This is a genomic window from Bradyrhizobium tropiciagri (genome assembly GCF_001189845.1).
Lineage (GTDB): Bacteria > Pseudomonadota > Alphaproteobacteria > Rhizobiales > Xanthobacteraceae > Bradyrhizobium > Bradyrhizobium tropiciagri.
The window spans coordinates 1-16,659 of the sequence record NZ_LFLZ01000092.1; the positions used below are offsets into that span (position 1 = coordinate 1).

The 16,659-nt window shown below is 65.1% G+C and carries 16 protein-coding genes; 4 read left to right on the forward strand and 12 right to left on the reverse strand.

Annotated elements, in window-relative coordinates:
• The first annotated feature begins 110 nt into the window (after positions 1–110).
• Positions 111–1,508: an oligosaccharide flippase family protein gene (locus tag AKN84_RS39640; protein ID WP_128971570.1), complete on the forward strand. Its 1,398-nt coding sequence runs from the start codon at positions 111–113 to the stop codon at positions 1,506–1,508.
• A 33-nt stretch (positions 1,509–1,541) separates the two neighbouring features.
• Positions 1,542–1,826: a hypothetical protein gene (locus tag AKN84_RS39645; RefSeq protein WP_050425806.1), complete on the forward strand. Its 285-nt coding sequence runs from the start codon at positions 1,542–1,544 to the stop codon at positions 1,824–1,826.
• A 94-nt stretch (positions 1,827–1,920) separates the two neighbouring features.
• Here AKN84_RS39645 and AKN84_RS39650 read toward each other — a convergent pair whose 3' ends face one another.
• The 12 genes from AKN84_RS39650 to cysG all read right to left on the reverse strand — a co-directional run bounded on the left by AKN84_RS39650 (position 1,921) and on the right by cysG (position 13,551).
• Entirely contained in the window at positions 1,921–2,709 is a 789-nt protein-coding gene (locus AKN84_RS39650) for a 3-hydroxybutyrate dehydrogenase (protein WP_050425807.1), read from the reverse strand.
• A 12-nt stretch (positions 2,710–2,721) separates the two neighbouring features.
• Positions 2,722–3,906 (reverse strand): DUF3734 domain-containing protein, encoded by a 1,185-nt coding sequence (locus tag AKN84_RS39655; RefSeq protein WP_050425808.1) that lies wholly within the window; start codon positions 3,904–3,906, stop codon positions 2,722–2,724.
• 106 nt (positions 3,907–4,012) lie between these two features.
• Positions 4,013–4,510 (reverse strand): CAP domain-containing protein, encoded by a 498-nt coding sequence (locus AKN84_RS39660; protein ID WP_050425809.1) that lies wholly within the window; start codon positions 4,508–4,510, stop codon positions 4,013–4,015.
• A 226-nt stretch (positions 4,511–4,736) separates the two neighbouring features.
• The gene (locus AKN84_RS39665) at positions 4,737–5,786 is read right to left on the reverse strand and encodes a sulfate/molybdate ABC transporter ATP-binding protein (protein ID WP_050425810.1); all 1,050 of its coding nucleotides are present in this window, start codon (positions 5,784–5,786) and stop codon (positions 4,737–4,739) included.
• On the reverse strand, positions 5,776–6,738 hold the full coding sequence (gene cysW / locus AKN84_RS39670; protein ID WP_430649969.1) for a sulfate ABC transporter permease subunit CysW: 963 nt from the start codon (positions 6,736–6,738) through the stop codon (positions 5,776–5,778). The genes AKN84_RS39665 and cysW overlap by 11 nt, the downstream gene beginning before the upstream one ends.
• Before the next feature lie 8 nt (positions 6,739–6,746).
• Positions 6,747–7,583, reverse strand: coding sequence for a sulfate ABC transporter permease subunit CysT (gene cysT, locus AKN84_RS39675; RefSeq protein ID WP_128971566.1), 837 nt, complete (start codon positions 7,581–7,583; stop codon positions 6,747–6,749).
• 106 nt (positions 7,584–7,689) lie between these two features.
• Positions 7,690–8,679 carry a sulfate ABC transporter substrate-binding protein gene (locus AKN84_RS39680; RefSeq protein ID WP_050425831.1) on the reverse strand — a complete coding sequence of 330 codons (990 nt, stop codon included), beginning with the start codon at positions 8,677–8,679 and terminating at the stop codon, positions 7,690–7,692.
• 196 nt (positions 8,680–8,875) lie between these two features.
• The gene (locus AKN84_RS39685) at positions 8,876–9,604 is read right to left on the reverse strand and encodes a phosphoadenylyl-sulfate reductase (RefSeq protein WP_050425812.1); all 729 of its coding nucleotides are present in this window, start codon (positions 9,602–9,604) and stop codon (positions 8,876–8,878) included.
• Positions 9,601–10,116: a DUF934 domain-containing protein gene (locus AKN84_RS39690; RefSeq protein ID WP_050425813.1), complete on the reverse strand. Its 516-nt coding sequence runs from the start codon at positions 10,114–10,116 to the stop codon at positions 9,601–9,603. The genes AKN84_RS39685 and AKN84_RS39690 overlap by 4 nt, the downstream gene beginning before the upstream one ends.
• Positions 10,103–11,758, reverse strand: coding sequence for a nitrite/sulfite reductase (locus tag AKN84_RS39695; RefSeq protein WP_050425814.1), 1,656 nt, complete (start codon positions 11,756–11,758; stop codon positions 10,103–10,105). Before AKN84_RS39695 ends, AKN84_RS39690 begins: the two co-directional genes overlap by 14 nt.
• Before the next feature lie 27 nt (positions 11,759–11,785).
• A complete protein-coding gene (locus AKN84_RS39700; RefSeq protein ID WP_050425815.1) occupies positions 11,786–12,103 on the reverse strand; it encodes a DUF2849 domain-containing protein in 318 nt (105 codons plus the stop codon).
• Positions 12,100–13,551, reverse strand: a complete 1,452-nt coding sequence (gene cysG, locus AKN84_RS39705; protein ID WP_050425816.1) for a siroheme synthase CysG — start codon at positions 13,549–13,551, stop codon at positions 12,100–12,102. The genes AKN84_RS39700 and cysG overlap by 4 nt, the downstream gene beginning before the upstream one ends.
• Positions 13,552–13,795: 244 nt before the next feature.
• Between cysG and cysD the strand changes: the two genes are divergently transcribed.
• Both cysD and cysC read left to right on the forward strand, forming a co-directional pair.
• Positions 13,796–14,590, forward strand: a complete 795-nt coding sequence (cysD, locus tag AKN84_RS39710) for a sulfate adenylyltransferase subunit CysD (RefSeq protein WP_050425832.1) — start codon at positions 13,796–13,798, stop codon at positions 14,588–14,590.
• Between the two features lie 48 nt (positions 14,591–14,638).
• A complete protein-coding gene (gene cysC / locus AKN84_RS39715; protein WP_050425817.1) occupies positions 14,639–16,558 on the forward strand; it encodes an adenylyl-sulfate kinase in 1,920 nt (639 codons plus the stop codon).
• Positions 16,559–16,659 lie beyond the last annotated feature (101 nt).

The window sequence follows — 16,659 nt, forward strand, 5'->3', positions numbered from 1 at the left end:
CGCCAGGACGACGGGAACATCCCTCACCCAACCCAATCTTAACGTTTCGTTGATAGATCGGGGGCCATTGCCGCCTTGCGGCGTTTTGGGAATTTTCCGCCTTGGCTGTGATGGAGACACGATCCGGATCCTCTGCCGAATCCTCTGCCGCGCCATCGGGCCCGGCCGCTCGCGTGCGGGACCTCGTCGCGCGGCTGCTCGGTGGCACCAAGGAGGCGTCGGTCACCAAGCGCCTCGCGGGCATGATCTTCATCATCCGCGTCATCAGCGCCGCGATCGCCTATCTCGCGCAGATCCTGCTGGCGCGCTGGATGAGCGGTTCGGACTACGGCATCTATGTCTATGTCTGGACCTGGGTGCTGCTGCTCGGCAGCACGATGGATTTCGGCATCGCGCCGTCCTCGCAGAAGATCATCCCGGAATATCGCGCGCGCGGCGACCTCGCCGCGCTGCGCGGCTTCCTCTCCGGCGGCCGCTGGGTGGTACTTGCTACGTCGAGTGCGGTGGCGCTGCTGCTCGCCGGCGTGATCCATCTCGCTTCGCCCTGGATCGATCCGAGCGCAGTCGTGCCGCTCTATATCGGCTGCCTGACCTTGCCGCCCTTCGTGGTCGCCAACACCCAGGACGGCATCTCGCGCGCGCATGACTGGATGCAGCTCGGCCTGATGCCGCAATTCATCGTACGGCAGGGGCTGATCATCGCGTTCACCGCCGGTGCGCTGGCGCTCGGCCTCAATCTCGGCGCCACCGCGGCGATGATCGCGAGCGCCGCCGCCGTCTACGTCGCGGCGATCGGCCAGATGATCGTGCTGAACCGCCGCCTCAAAGTCCATCTCGGGCCGGGCGAGAAGACCCACGACGTCAAGGGCTGGTTCGCGATCTCGCTGCCGATCATGCTGGTCGAGAGCTTCTATCTGCTGCTCGGCTACACCGACGTGCTGATGCTGCAGCAATTCCGCTCCTCCGAGGAGGTCGGCATCTATTTCGCCGTGGTGAAGACGCTGGCGCTGGTGTCGTTCGTGCACTACGCGATGGCGGCGACGACGGCGCACCGCTTCGCCGAGTACAATGCGCTCGGCGACAAGGACCGGCTGTCGGCCTATGTCGCGCACGCGATCAGCTGGACGTTCTGGCCCTCTCTGCTCGCAACGATCGCACTGCTCGCGTTCGGCAAGCCGCTGCTCTGGCTGTTCGGCCCGAAATTCGTCGACGGCTACAGCATCATGTTCGTCGCCGCGATCGGCCTCGTGGTGCGCTCGGCGATCGGGCCGGTCGAGCGGCTGTTGAACATGCTCGGCCACCAGAGCATTTGCGCGACCGCCTATGCGGTGTCGTTCTTCATGAATGTCGGGCTCTGCATGACGCTGGTGCCGCGCTACGGCGGCATGGGCGCGGCGGCCTCGACCTCGCTGTCACTGATCTTCGAGACGATCCTGTTGTTCTACGTGGTGCGCTCGCGCCTCGGCCTGCACGTGCTGGCATTCGGGAAGCGGCGGGCGGTAGCATAGCTTTCGGCCGGACGCGGTATATAATTGCCGCCCATGAGCGCCACTGAGCTGAAAGACCTGTTTGATCGCGTCCTATCCTGGCCAAAGGCGGCGCAGGACGAATTGCTATCGATGGCAAACGCGATCGAAAACGCATTGCGGGGCCACCAGCACGTCGCTTCCGAAGTTGAGTTGCAGATCACCGATGCCGCGATCCCTTCCATCGACGTCGAACCCGACGCCGGCTCCGGCGCGGATGAAGTTGACATCGTGGAGAGCATGAAGCGGCTGGTGGCCGGGAAGCAAAAGCCTGCGAAAGAGAGTGGATCAGACGCCTGACGGCAAGCCTGCCGGTCATCCCATAGAAAAACAAAAGCCGGCCCTGATCCAGTCAGGGCCGGCTTGTTCTTGAGCCGAAAATCCCGCGGGAAAATTACTCCGCGGTCCAGCCGCCGTCGATCGTGAGGTTGGCGCCGGTGATCTGCGCGGCATCGTCGCCGCACAGGAACAGCGCGAGCGCTGCGACCTGCTCCGAGGTCACGAACTCCTTGGTCGGCTGGGCTGCGAGCAGCACGTCCTTGATGACCTGCTCCTTGGTCATGTTGCGCGCCTTCATGGTCTCCGGAATCTGGTGCTCGACCAGCGGCGTCCAGACATAGCCCGGGCTGATGCAGTTGCAGGTGATCTTGAACTGCGCGAGCTCCAGCGCCGCGGTCTTGGTGAGGCCGGCGATACCGTGCTTGGCCGAGACATAGGCCGACTTGAACGGCGAGGCGACCAGCGAATGCGCCGATGCGGTGTTGATGATGCGGCCCCAGCCGCGCTTCTTCATGCCGGGCACCGCGGCGCGGATGCCGTAGAACGCCGACGACAGATTGATCGCGATGATCGCTTCCCACTTCTCCGGCGGGAATTCCTCGATCGGCGACACGAACTGGATGCCGGCATTGTTGACCAGGATATCGACCGAACCGAAGGTCTTCTCGCCGAGCGCGATCATGTCGGCGATCTCGGCCGGCTTGGTCATGTCGGCCGGCGAATGCACCGCCTTGACCTTGAAGTCGGTCTCGATGCCGGAACGTTCCTTCTCGATGTCGGCCGGAACGCCCATGCCATTGAGAACGATATTGGCGCCGGCGCTCGCGAAGGCGCGTGCGTAAGCCAATCCGATGCCGCTGGTCGAGCCGGTCACAACGGCGGTCTTGCCTGTCAACGTACCCATTATCGGTCGCTCCTATTTTGCTTGCGGGGGGCTCGATTCAGGGGGCTTGGGTTCGTCCCCCGTGAGATCGTATGTCACCATGGTTTCCCCGGACTGAGGCCGTTCTAGCCATTCTTTGTGACGCATCGACAAATGCACGTCGCGGACGCCCGCGCCCCAGTGCTCGACCATCGCAACATGGGAGAAGTCGTAGTCCTTCGAGGAAGACTCGTAGTTCTTGCTCTTGTAGATCAGGTGAACCACCGTGACAGTGTTCTCCTTGGAGGCCTTGCGCAGCAATTCGACCGACGGATCGTTTTTCAGGTAATCGGGCAGCTTGCCGATCAGGTCGCGCACGGCCATGCGGGCGTTGTGGATCTGCCGGTTCTTGTCGGTGTTCATCCGGGTCCGGCTGGAATAGCGGATGTCCTTCTCGCGCTCGGCGGCCTCCAGCAGCGTCTCCGGCAACGGCCCGCGCGCGCTGAACAGGTCGACCTGGAAGATCAGGAGATCGCGGCTGGTCTCCTCGTCGAGCACGAAATCAAGCGGCGTGTTGGAGGCGATGCCGCCGTCCCAGTAGTGCTCGCCCTCGATCACGACGGCAGGAAAGCCTGGCGGCAGCGCGCCCGAGGCCATGATGTGCTCGGGGCCTATTTTCTTGCCGAGCTTCTTGAACTCGTAATTGTCGAAATAGCGGAAATTGCCCGAGGTGACGCCGACCGCGCCGACCGACAGCCGCGTCTTCAGGTCGTTGATGCGATCGAAGTCGACGAGCCGCTCCAGCGTCTTCTTCAGCGGCGCGGTGTCGTAATAGCTCAGCGATTGCGAGCTGCCGGGCGGCCACAGCGGCGCCGGCGGAATCCGCGGCGTGAAGAAGCCCGGCACCCCGAAGGTCGCGATGATGGCGGCAGAGGTCTCGTTGAACAGCGAGCGGGCGCGCTCATGCTTCGAGACCGGATTCCACGGCACCGGCGCCGACACCATCTCCCAGAATTCCTTCAACTTCGGCACGCGCTTGTCCGGCTCGTTGCCGGCAATGATCGCGGCATTGATGGCGCCGATCGAGATGCCGGCGATCCATTCCGGCTCGAAGCCGGCATGACAGAGCGCCTGAAAGGCGCCGGCCTGGTAGGAGCCGAGCGCGCCGCCGCCTTGAAGAACCAGCACCCGCTGCGCTTGCGCGGGCGTCGAGGCCGGCGCGGAATCCGAAGTATCCATTCGTAACCGTTCGCTCAAAAACGAATTGAACCGCAACCGTGGCTGCTGTTCGCCGCGCCGTCAATCAGCGAGATAGAGGGATTAGATCACGCGGAATTTATCGAAATCAGGTTGCCGCCAGAATGAGCGTCCAGAACACCTTGTATTTGGTATTCGGAGCATAGACGGCTGCGATGCCCATTTTTGTGACACCGCTCTTGAGCATGTTGGCCTTGTGCGGCGGCGAATCCCGCCACCCCGAAAACGCTTCCGCCAGCGTGTGATAGCCCGCCGAAATGTTCTCGACCGCCACGGTCGCCGGGTAGCCGCCGGCCTCGAGCCGCTTGCCGAGCGGGGCCTTGACGTCATGGTCCATCTTGTTGCGGGCGGCCATCGCCTGCGACTGCTGCTCGGCGAGCCTGCTCAGGTCCGGATCGACCACGACGATGCCGAGACCGTTGTTCTGGCGATATTGGGAAAACAGGATCGCGGCGGCCTGGTTATCCAGGACGGCACCGGGCTGCGCCATGTTGAGATACATCGCCGGTTCTTCCGGGATTTTGGTGTCCGCGGCGCAGCCGGCAAGCACCAGAAGCCCGAACAGGGCGACCGTCGTCCGTTTCACAGGTAAAACCCCCAAGGTTGGCCGGCCGTTGTTGCATACCAACCGTGGCTGAATGGTGAACAGGGGCTAACTTTTGGCCAGCAAAGGCCATCGATCCCGGACCCGTGCCCGGATGGAGCCAACGGGTCGCGCGAACGCGCCCGATGACAGGCTCCGCGCAATCCGGGGCCGGTCGATCCGCAGCACGAAGTCCCGGATTTCGCTGCGCTTCATCCGGGCTACTGGGCTACTCCTGGGCGGCAAAGATCCGGTAGCGGCGGGGTTGCAGGGAGACGATTTCGCCGGCCTGCAGCTCGCGGTCGCGGGGGGCGTCGATCTCGATCACGGTCCTGCCCTCGCTGCCCGCCAGGGCCACCTCGGCGCGCTGGATCGGACCGAATGAGCGGACATGCCGGATGGCGCCTTCCAGGGCGCCGGTTCCCGCCGGACCGACCGCCATGTCGTGGCGGCGGACGAACAGCTTGGCCGCGCCGGACGCCGCGCCCAGCGCCGGGATGTTGAGCGGACGGCCATCCAGCCGCACCGCATCGCCGGCCACATCGACCGGCAGCACGATGGACTCGCCGATGAAGCCGTGCACGAAGGCGGTCGCCGGATTGTCATAGACCTCGCCGGGCGAACCGATCTGCTCGATCTTGCCCTTGTCCATCACCACGACGCGATTGGCGACTTCGAGCGCCTCCTCCTGGTCGTGGGTGACGAAGATCGAGGTGACGTGGATCTCGTTGTGCAGCGAACGCAGCCATTGCCGCAGCTCCTTGCGCACCTTGGCATCGAGCGCGCCGAACGGCTCGTCGAGCAGCAGGATGCGCGGCTCGATCGCCAGCGCACGCGCCAGCGCGATGCGCTGCCGCTGGCCGCCGGACAGCTGGCTCGGATAGCGGTTGGCGAGCCAATCGAGCTGCACCAGATCGAGCAAATTCTTGACGCGGGCGCGGATCGTGGCCTCGTCCTTGCGGATCGCGCGCGGCTGCACGCGCAGGCCGAACGCGACGTTCTCGAACACCGTCATGTGGCGGAACAGCGCGTAGTGCTGGAACACGAAGCCGACCTGGCGCTCGCTGGCGCCGCGCGAGAGCGCATTCTCGCCGTCGATCGCGACCTCGCCCGAGTCCGGCCAGTCGAGGCCTGCGATGATCCGCAGCAGCGTCGTCTTGCCGGAGCCGGAGGGCCCAAGCAGCGCCAGCAGCTCGCCGTCGGCGACCTTGAGATCGACATTGTCGAGCGCTGCAAAGCTGCCGAACCGCTTTACGATATTCTTGACTTCAATCGCCATCGGGCACCTCCGCCTCGTCGAGCCGCCGCTCGAGAATAGTTTTCGCCACCAGCGTGATCAGCGCCAGCATCGCGAGCAGCGATGCGATCGCGAACGACGCGACGAACTGGTATTCGTTGTAGAGAATCTCGACCAGCAGCGGCATCGTGTTGGTCTCGCCGCGGATGTGGCCCGACACCACCGACACCGCACCGAACTCGCCCATCGCGCGCGCGTTGCAGAGCAGGACGCCGTAGAGCAGCCCCCATTTGATATTGGGCAGCGTGACGCGGAAGAAGGTCTGCAGGCCGGAGGCGCCGAGCGAGATCGCCGCCTCCTCTTCCTGGGTGCCCTGCTCCTGCATCAAGGGGATCAGCGCCCGCGCCACGAACGGGAAGGTGACGAAGATCGTCGCCAGCGCGATGCCGGGCACCGCGAACAGGATGTGCACATTGTGCGCCTGCAGCCACGAGCCGAAGTAGCCCTGCGCGCCGAACAGCAGCACGAAGACCAGGCCCGAGATGACAGGCGAGACCGAGAACGGCAGGTCGATCAGCGTGATCAGGAAGGTCTTGCCGGCGAATTCGAACTTCGAGATCGCCCAGGCCGCGACCACGCCGAACACGAGGTTGAGCGTGACCGAGATCGCGGCAACCAAGAGCGTCAGCTTGATCGCCGCGAGCGCCTCGGGCTCCGCCAGCGCCGCGAAATAGGCGACGACACCTTTCGAGAACGCCGACGCGAACACGACGACGAGCGGCAACACGACGAACACGCTGAGGAAGGCGATCGCCAGCGCGATGATGATGAAGCGGATCGGGCCCGGCTCGGTGCGCGGGTTACGGTGAGCCGTGACCGGCTCGGCACGCGCGATCTCGAGCCGCGGCGCCGGCGCTGCCACGCTGACATCGGTCGCGGGCGCGTAGGTCCGCAGCTGCGTGGTCGAGGTCGCCAATCCCGTCTGCATCGACATGTCGAACCTCAATGCACGGGAATGCGGGCCTGCGCCCAGCGCTGCAGCCGGTTGATCAGGAAGATGATCAGGAACGAGGCCACCAGCATCACGACCGCGATCGCGGTGGCATCGGCGTAGCGGAATTCGGACAGCCGGATCACGACCAGGAGCGGCGCGATCTCGGAGACGTTGGGCAGATTGCCGGCGATGAAGATCACCGAGCCGTACTCACCGATGGCGCGGGCGAAGGCGAGCGCAAAGCCGGTGAGCAACGCCGGAATCAAACTCGGCAGGATGACGCGAAACACGGTGTGCCAGCGGTTGGCACCGAGGCTCGCCGCGGCTTCCTCGATCTCGGGATCGAGATCGATCAGCACCGGCTGCACCGTACGCACCACGAAGGGGATGCCGATGAAGATCATCGCGATGAAGATGCCGATCGGCGTGAACGCAACCTTGATGCCGAGCTCGGCGAGCGGCGCGCCGAGCCAGCCCTTCTGCGCGAACAGCTGCGTCAGCGCGACGCCGGCGACCGCGGTCGGCAAGGCAAAGGGAATGTCGACGATGGCATCGAACAGCCGCCGGCCCGGAAACCGATAGCGCACCAGCGCCCAGACGATGATGGTGCCCATCACCAGATTGACGCAGGCGGCGGCAAACGACAGCCCGAACGAAATCTTCAGGGCGTTCAGAGTGCGGCGGCTGGTGACGATGCCCCAGAACTGATCGAGGCTGAGCTCTGATGTCTTGAGGAACAGCGCGCCCAGCGGAATCAGGATGATGACGGAGAGCCATGTCAGGGTCAGTCCCATGGTGAGACCGAAGCCCGGAAGGGTACTGCGTCGTGCGACCGCTGTGCTCACATATCCCCCTGCTCAATCCGAAGCACGTATGATCGCGCCTCGGATTCTTCTTTGCGCATGATCTGTTCGGAAAACTGCGTCGCACTTTTCCGGATCATGTGCGCGATCAGTTCTTGTAGATCTGATCGAAGATGCCGCCCTCGGCGAAGTGCTCCTTCTGCGCCTTGGTCCAACCACCGAAAACGTCATCGATGGTGAAAAGTTCAACCTTGGCGAAGGATTTTTCGTACTCCTTGGCGATCTCGGGGTCGCGCGGCCGGTAGGAGTTGCGCGCGGCGATCTCCTGGCCTTCCCTGGTATACCAGTATTTCAGATAGGCTTCGGCGACGGCGCGGGTGCCCTTCTTGTCGGCGACGGTGTCGACGACGGCGACCGGCGGCTCGGCGAGGATCGACTGCGGCGGCGCCACGATCTCGAACTTGTCCGCGCCGAATTCGCGCAGCGCCAGGAAGGCTTCATTCTCCCACGCCAGCAGCACGTCGCCGACGCCGCGCTCGACGAAGGTGACGGTCGAGCCGCGCGCACCGGTGTCGAGCACCGGGACGTTCTGGTAGAGGTCGGCGACGAACTTCTTCGCCTTGTCGGCTGAGCCGAACTTCTTCTGCGCATAGCCCCAGGCGGCGAGATAGTTCCAGCGCGCACCGCCCGAGGTCTTCGGGTTCGGCGTGATAACGCTGACGCCGGGCTTGATCAGATCGTCCCAATCCTTGATGCCCTTGGGATTGCCCTTGCGCACCAGGAACACGATGGTCGAGGTGTAGGGTGAGGCGTTGAGCGCAAGGCGCTTCTGCCAGTCCGCGGCGATGAGACCCTTGCCGGCGATCGCGTCGATGTCATAGGCCAGCGCCAGCGTAACGACATCGGCCTGCAACCCGTCGATCACCGAACGCGCCTGCGAGCCCGAGCCGCCATGCGACTGCTTGATCTCGACGCTCTTGCCGGTGTCCTTCTGATAGGCCGCGGCGAACGCCTTGTTGAAGTCGACATAGAGCTCGCGCGTCGGATCGTAGGACACGTTGAGCAGCGAAACATCGGCTGCGAAGGCCGAGCTCGCCCACAACAATCCCGCGACCAGCGGCAGCACACGACGGATCATTTCGGTCTCCATTCAACCTGAGAATGTCAGGGAACACGCCAGACATAACTCACGGTGAAGTGGCCTGAAGTCAACGAAACCGGTTTTCTTTGTTTTCAGCGGCGCAGCGCGCTTGTGCTACGAAGCCGCTGCACTGCGAAGGCTTTGTCACGTCGCCAAACCGCAATGAAACATCATCGCGATCTGGCGCGGTGGCCTACGACATCTTCATCGTGTGGATGCCGCATTCAGTCTTCGCGCGGCCACGCCAGCGGCCGTCGCGGGCATCCTCGCCGGTTGCGGACCGGCTCGAGCAAGGCATACACCCGACCGACTGATATCCCGATGCGACAAGAGGATGCGGCGGCAGGTTGCCGAGTGCGTAGATCGCCTCGATCTCCTCGCGCGAAACATGGGCGAACGGATTGAATTTCAGCCTGGCACTGTCGTCCTCGACGACGGGGATTTCAGTGCGGGCACCGCCCTGGAACCGCTTGCGGCCGTTGATCCAGCCGGCAAACGGCTTCAGCGCACGTGCCAGCGGCTCGACCTTGCGGATGCGGCAGCAGGCGTCGGGATCGGTGAACCATAGCTCACGGTCCGGATCCTGGCGCGACAACGCGTCTTCGTCCGGCTTGATCGAGCGCACATCGGTAAGGCCGAGCGTCTTGATCAGCGTGTCGCGATACGCCAGCGTCTCCTCGAACAGCCAGCCGGTATCGAGGAACACCACCGGGATCGCCGGATCGACATCCGCCATCACCTTGAGCAGCGCGGCGGACTCGGTGCCGAACGACGACACCAGCGCCAATTTCTCGCGGCCGACCGTCTGCAACGCGGCCGCGATCACCTCGGCGGGCGATGCGCTGCGCAGCGCGCGATCGAGCTCATCGGCCGCGGGCAACGCGACGGACGCCGCCGGGAGTTCTCGTACGAGCGTGCTCACTGGCCGGCGCTCTCCGAATGACGCAGCTGCATGCGGCGGTTGAGCGCGGTGACGCGGCCATCGCCGGTCGGTTGGTAGAACACCGAATAGCGCTTCATGGTCTGGACGAACGCGTCGGCGTCGGCATCCTTCTTCACCTCGAAGGCATCGAAGCCGGCGCGGGTCATGAACACGAACTGGTCGCGCAGGATCTGCCCGGTGGCACGCAGCTCGCCGTCATAGCCGTAACGCTCGCGCAGCAGGCGCGCCTGGCTGTAGGCGCGGCCGTCGCGGAAGGTCGGAAACACCAGCGCGACCGAGGCAAGGCGATCGAGATGCGGCACCAGATCGCCGAGATTGCGGTTGTTCGGCCAGATCACGCCGACCTTGCCTGCGCGGCGCAGCAGCGCCTCCGGATCGGCGAGAAAACGCTCGGCCGAGACCAGCACCGCGCCGTCGCCCGGCAACTCGGCGCCGTCGACAACATGCACGAACGGATCGGTCGTGATTCTTCCCTGCTTAACGAGTGGCATAGACGCGCTCCCTGATCGGCTCGACGCCCAGACGCTTCACCGTATCGACGAACAATTCCTCGGGACGGTCGCGCAGCGCGAGATAGGCTTCGACGATGTCTTCGATCACGTCGGCGACTTCCGCATAGGGAACGGCCGGGCCGATCAAGGTGCCCAACTGCGCGTTCTCGTCGGCGCGGCCGCCGATCGTGATCTGGTAGAATTCCTCACCGTTCTTCTCGACGCCGAGAATGCCGATGTGGCCGACATGGTGATGGCCGCAGGCATTGATGCAGCCGGAGATGTTGATGTGCAGCCGGCCGATCAGGTCGGCGGTGTCGTGGTTGGCGAAACGCCGCGTCAGTTCCTGCGCGATCGGGATCGAGCGCGCATTGGCCAGCGAGCAGTAATCCAGCCCCGGGCAGGCGATGATGTCGGTGACCAGGTTGACGTTCGGCGTCGCAAGGCCAAGGCGATCGAGCGCCTTGAACAGAAGCGGCAGATCGCGCTTGGCGACGTGCGGCAGCGCCAGGTTCTGCTCATGGCCGACGCGGATCTCGCCGAACGAATATTTGTCGGCGAGGTCGGCGACTGCATCCATCTGCTCGGCGGTGGCGTCACCCGGAGGGCCACCGACCGGCTTCAGCGACAGCGTCACGATCGAATAGCCCTGCACCTTGTGCGCCGACACCGAGTTCTTGCGCCAGCGCTCGAACAGCGGATCGTGCGCGGCCTGCTTCAGCTCGTCCGGCATATGCGGCAGCTTTTCGTAAGCCGGATAGGAGAAGCGCGAGCGGACCTCCTCGATGGCGGCGTGATCGAGCGTCAGCCCGACATCGCCCATCGCCTTCCACTCCTCCTCGACCTCCTTGGCGAACTTCTCGATGCCGAGCTCGTGCACCAGGATCTTGATGCGCGCCTTGTAGATGTTGTCGCGGCGGCCGTACTGGTTGTAGACGCGCAGGATCGCCTCGATGTAGCTCAGGATATCGCGCCCGGGGACGAACGGCTTGATGGTCTTGGCGATGAACGGGGTGCGGCCGAGGCCGCCGCCGACCAGCACTTCGAAGCCGGTCTCGCCGTCGGCATTCTTGTGCAGGCGCAGGCCAATGTCGTGGATCTTGATCGCGGCGCGGTCGTGCTCGGCAGCGGTGATCGCGATCTTGAACTTGCGCGGCAGGAACGAGAATTCCGGATGCAGCGTGGTGTGCTGGCGGATCAGCTCCGACCAGATCCGCGGATCCTCGATCTCGCCGGGCGCGACGCCAGCCCACTGGTCCGAAGTGACGTTGCGCATGTTGTTGCCGGAGGTCTGCATCGCGTGGATGCCGACCTCGGCGAGATCGGACAGCGCATCGGGCAGCTCGGCGAGCTTGATCCAGTTGAACTGGATGTTCTGCCGCGTGGTGAAATGGCCATAGCCGCGATCGTAGCGGCGCGCGACATGAGCGAGCCGGCGCAGCTGCTTCGACGACAGCGTGCCGTAGGGGATCGCGACGCGGAACATGTAGGCGTGCAGCTGCAAGTACACGCCGTTCTGCAGGCGCAGGATCTTGAATTCGTCCTCGGTGAGCTCGCCGGAGAGGCGGCGCTTCACCTGGTCGCGGAATTCCGAAACACGCTCGTTGATCAGCGTGCGGTCGAGTTCGTCATAAGCATACATGTTCGATGAGCCTTAACGCGGCGCGCCTTACGCGGGAACCTGGAGATCGATGGTGACGCCCTTGGCGCGGATATGTTCGCGGAGATTGCCCGGCTTCACCTTGCCGCCGTCCTTGAGTTCGACCGGCGCGATATAGGGGCCGACCGCGCCGACGTCGTCGGCGGTGGCTTCGGCCAGCAGCGCGCGGGCCTCGTCAGACGTGGTGACGATCGCGGAGTCGGCGAGTTCGGTGGACCAGCCTTGCTTGGCGGTTCGGTACACCACGGCGCCGTCCCAGGTCCGGTTGGCGGTGACCATCGAGGGGCCCGTGATCCTGATTTTCTTCTGTTCAAGCGGAGAGGTCATTCGGCAGCTTTCAGCAGTTCGGAGAACATCTGGTTGGAGAACAGTTGGGTGACGTTGGATCGGCTCCACGGCGCGGAATGCGCAACCACGTCGCCGACGATGAGAACAGCGGGACCGCCGTCGACCTGTTTGACCAGCTCGGGCAGCCGCGCCAGCGTGCCGACCGCGGCCCTGGCGTCGGGCCGCGTCACGCGCGCAAACACGCCGACCGGCGTTTCCGGCGAGCGGCCCGCGGCGAGCAGGCCTTCACGGATCGACGGCGCCGCGGTCATGCCCATGTAGACGACGACGGTCATCTTGGTGTCGGTCAGCACCGACCAGTCGACGACCTCGGCATCGCGCGCCTTGTGCGCGGTGAGGAAAGTGATGCGCAGCGCCTCGTGCCGGAAGGTCAGCGGCACTTCGAATTGCGCGGCCGCGCCGAGACCGGCGGAGACGCCGGGAATAATGGAGTACGCGACACCGGCATCGCGCAGCGCTTCGATTTCCTCGCCGCCGCGGCCGAAGATAAAGGGATCGCCGCCCTTCAGCCGCACCGCACGCTGGCCCGACTGCGCCGCCTCGATCATCAGGCGGTTGGTGGCGTCCTGGCCGATGCCGGGCTTGCCGACGCGGCGGCCAACCGGAATTCGCGTGGCATCGCGGCGGATGCGGTCGAGAATTTCAGGCGACACCAATTCGTCATGGAACACGACGTCGGCATCCTGCAGCGCGCGCAGCGCCTTCACCGTGAGCAGATCCGGATCGCCGGGACCGGCGCCGACCAGCGTCACATGACCGACGGCCTTGCCTTCGCTATCAGCGCCGGCGAATGCGGCGGGATCGCTGATCGCGTTCAGCGCCTGCTCGGCTTCATCGTTGCGGCCGGCCAGCACCAGCGCGCCGATCGGGCCGTCGACGATGCGTTCCCAGAAGCGGCGGCGCAGCGGAAACTCGTCGATGCGGGCATGCATCGCCTTGCGGAAGCGGCCGATGAAGCCGGCGAGATCGCCGATCCGCGCCGGCAGCACGGCTTCGATCTTCTCGCGGATACGACGTGCCACCACCGGCGACGTGCCGCCGGTGCCGACCGCGACCACGACATCGCCGCGATCGACGATCGCAGGCATGATGAAGGTGGAGTGCTCGAGGTCGTCCATCACGTTGACCGGCAGGCCAATCGCCTTGGCGCGCACCGACATCGCGACACCGACCTCGCCAGCGCCGGCACAGAGCACGGCGATGACATCGGACAGATCGGCAGTGAGCGGATCGCCCTCGGCGCGCTCGATGCGCGCGGCATCCTCCGCCGCGATGCCCGCGAGCTCATGATCACCGTCGGTCGCGTACCAGCGAACCGCGGCGCCGGCGGCTGCGAGCAGCCGCAACTTGGCGCGCACGAGCTCGCCCGCTCCAACGAGCAGTACCTTGCCGCTTTGCAGATCCAGAAACACTGGCAGATATCGCATCAGACACTCGCTTCCCCAATTTGGGGGTTGACTGAAATTATTTTCTATTTATCTCTCGATCAAGCCCGACAAAGAGAAAATTATTTCTTCTCTATTGCAGCGCAACTTTAGAATTTTCAACTCCACAGGCCAAGGCCAAGAGATGCATCTTCTCGACAACGAATCCGTCGCTGCCGGAACGCGGTCCGCAGCCCTTGCACAAGCATCTTCCGTGCCGGGAATTCCGGTCGCTCAGCCGCCGTCGATGGATCATCTCGACGAACTGGAGGCGCAGAGCATCTACATCCTGCGCGAGGCGTTCGCCCGGTTGAAGAAACTCGCGCTGCTGTGGTCGCTCGGCAAAGATTCCAACGTGATGATCTGGCTGGCGCGCAAGGCGTTCTTCGGCCGCGTCCCGTTCCCGGCGCTGCATGTCGACACCGGCAAGAAGTTTCCGGAGATGTATGCGTTCCGCGATCGCTTCGGAAAGGAATGGGATCTCGATCTGCGCGTCGAGCCCTGCCCGCCGATCGACGCCGTCGACCCCACTCTGCCGCCGGCGGCGCGTTCCGCTGCGCGCAAGACGGAAGGGCTCAAATGGGCGCTCAACAAATACGGCTTTGACGGATTGATCGCCGGCATCCGGCGCGACGAAGAGGCGACCCGCGCCAAGGAGCGCGTGTTCTCGCCGCGCGGCCTCGAGGGCGAATGGGACGTGCGCGACCAGCCGCCGGAGTTCTGGGATCACTTCAACGCCTCGCCGCCGCAAGGCGCGCATTTGCGCATCCATCCGATCCTGCATTGGACCGAGGCCGACATCTGGGCCTACACCAAGCGCGAAGGCATTCCGATCATCCCGCTCTATCTCGCCAAGGACGGCAAGCGCTATCGCTCGCTGGGGGATCAGGACATCACCAACCCGGTCGCCTCCACCGCATCCAACATCGACGAGATCCTCGCCGAGCTCGACGCCACCAAGATCCCGGAGCGCGCCGGCCGCGCGCTCGATCACGAGACCGAGGATGCGTTCGAGCGGCTTCGCGTCGCCGGCTATCTCTGATCACCCCCGAAGCAATCAGTTGGCTTTCCACTTCGTGCGAGCGTTCCGATGAACATGATCCTTCCCACCGCCTCGATCTCGGCAACGCCCAATGGCACCACCCGGCCGCAGGTACGCATCGTCATCGTCGGCCATGTCGACCACGGCAAGTCCACCCTGGTGGGCCGGCTGCTGCACGAGACCGGCAGCCTGCCGGACGGCAAGCTCGAGATGCTGAAGGCGGTCAGTGCACGGCGCGGCATGCCGTTCGAATGGTCGTTCCTGCTCGACGCGCTGCAGACCGAGCGCGACCAGGGCATCACCATCGACACCACCCAGATTCGCTTCCGCACCCGCTCGCGCGACGTCGTGCTGATCGACGCGCCCGGCCACGCAGAGTTCTTGCGCAACATGATCACCGGCGCCTCGCAGGCCGACGGCGCGGTGTTGATCATCGACGCGCTCGAAGGCGTCCGCTCGCAGACGCGGCGGCACGGCTATCTGCTGCACCTGCTCGGCGTGAAGCAGGTCGCGGTGGTCGTCAACAAGATGGACCGGGTCGATTTCAGCGCTGCGCGATTCAACGAGATCAGCGAGGAAATCTCGGCACACCTGATCGGCCTCGGCGTGACGCCGACCGCGGTGGTGCCGATCTCGGCGCGTGATGGCGACGGCGTCGCCGAGCACACGCCGCGGATCGAATGGTACAAGGGACCGACCGTGGTCGAGGCGCTCGACGCGCTCGAGCCGGCGAAGCCGCTGGCGGAGCTGCCGCTGCGGCTGCCGGTGCAGGCGATCTACAAGTTCGACGACCGCCGCATCGTGGCGGGCCGCGTCGAGTCCGGCAGCCTGAAGGCCGGCGACGAGATCGTCATCATGCCGACCGGCAAGATCGCGAAGATCAAGACGGTCGAAAGCTGGCCGGTGACGCCGGTTGGCGGCCCGCAGGGCGCCGGCCGCTCGGTCGGCATCACACTCGACCGCGAATTGTTCCTCGAGCGCGGCGACATCATCGGACACAGCGGGCAGAGCCCGCGCGACACCCGCCGCATCCGCGCGCGGATCTTCTGGCTGCACGACAAGCCGCTGACCAAGGGCGAGCAGATCCTGATCCGGCTCGGCACCAAGGAAAGCCGCGCCACCGTGGTCGCGATCGAAAAAGCGATCGATCCCGGCGCGCTGTCCAACGAAGAAAACAGCGCGATTGCGCGCAACCACGTCGGCGAGATCGACATCTCGCTGGCGCAGCCGGTCGCGACCGATCCCTACACCGACAATCCGCGCACCGGCCGCCTCGTGATCGAGGTCAACGGCCGCATCGCCGGCGGCGGTCTCGTGCTGTCGGTCGACGCCGGCCGGCCCGCGGTGCCGATCGACATCGTGCCGGTGGAGTCAGCGCTGCGGCCCGACGAGCGCTCGGCGCGCTACCACCACAATGGCGCGGTGATCTGGCTGACCGGCCTGCCCGGCTCGGGCAAGTCGACCTTGGCACGGGCGCTGGAACGGCGCCTGTTCAGCAACGGCGGTTCGCCGATCCTGCTCGATGGCGACACCTTCCGCGCTGGGCTCAACAGCGACCTCGGCTTCTCGCCGCAGGATCGCACCGAGAACATCCGCCGCCTCGCCGAGGTCGCGACCCATCTGGCGCGCAACGGCCATATCGCGATCGTCGCCGCGGTGTCGCCGTCGGCCGCCGACCGCGCGGCCGCGCGCCGCATCGCCGACAGCGCGTTCCGCGAAATCTATGTCGCGACCCCGGCCGAGGTCTGCGAGACCCGCGATCCCAAGGGCCATTACGCCAAGGCGCGCGCCGGCGCGCTGCAGGGCTTCACCGGCATCGGCAACGATTATCAGCCGCCGGCCGGGAACGAGCTGACCATCGACACCTCGAACCGCTCGGTCAGCGATGCCACCGACGAGATCGAGCGGATGCTGGCCACGACCGGCATCCTGTTCGACGAGCTGACCGACCTCGCGGCGAATATCTGACCCGGCTCCGCTGTCGTCGCCCGGCTCGCCGCCTCCGCTAAAGCTTCGGCGCGCCTCAGACCGCAAGCCTCGTCGAAGCCTTAGCGTAGACGGGACCGGGC

Bases quoted from the DNA above. Each gene is read 5' to 3' on its own strand.
- AKN84_RS39640 (WP_128971570.1), top strand. From the start codon at position 111: ATGGAGACACGATCCGGATCCTCTGCCGAATCCTCTGCCGCGCCATCG.
- AKN84_RS39645 (WP_050425806.1), top strand. From the start codon at position 1,542: ATGAGCGCCACTGAGCTGAAAGACCTGTTTGATCGCGTCCTATCCTGG.
- AKN84_RS39650 (WP_050425807.1), bottom strand. From the start codon at position 2,709: ATGGGTACGTTGACAGGCAAGACCGCCGTTGTGACCGGCTCGACCAGC.
- AKN84_RS39655 (WP_050425808.1), bottom strand. From the start codon at position 3,906: ATGGATACTTCGGATTCCGCGCCGGCCTCGACGCCCGCGCAAGCGCAG.
- AKN84_RS39665 (WP_050425810.1), bottom strand. From the start codon at position 5,786: ATGGCGATTGAAGTCAAGAATATCGTAAAGCGGTTCGGCAGCTTTGCA.
- cysW (WP_430649969.1), bottom strand. From the start codon at position 6,738: ATGTCGATGCAGACGGGATTGGCGACCTCGACCACGCAGCTGCGGACC.
- AKN84_RS39680 (WP_050425831.1), bottom strand. From the start codon at position 8,679: ATGATCCGTCGTGTGCTGCCGCTGGTCGCGGGATTGTTGTGGGCGAGC.
- AKN84_RS39690 (WP_050425813.1), bottom strand. From the start codon at position 10,116: ATGCCACTCGTTAAGCAGGGAAGAATCACGACCGATCCGTTCGTGCAT.
- AKN84_RS39695 (WP_050425814.1), bottom strand. From the start codon at position 11,758: ATGTATGCTTATGACGAACTCGACCGCACGCTGATCAACGAGCGTGTT.
- AKN84_RS39700 (WP_050425815.1), bottom strand. From the start codon at position 12,103: ATGACCTCTCCGCTTGAACAGAAGAAAATCAGGATCACGGGCCCCTCG.
- cysG (WP_050425816.1), bottom strand. From the start codon at position 13,551: ATGCGATATCTGCCAGTGTTTCTGGATCTGCAAAGCGGCAAGGTACTG.
- cysD (WP_050425832.1), top strand. From the start codon at position 13,796: ATGGATCATCTCGACGAACTGGAGGCGCAGAGCATCTACATCCTGCGC.
- cysC (WP_050425817.1), top strand. From the start codon at position 14,639: ATGAACATGATCCTTCCCACCGCCTCGATCTCGGCAACGCCCAATGGC.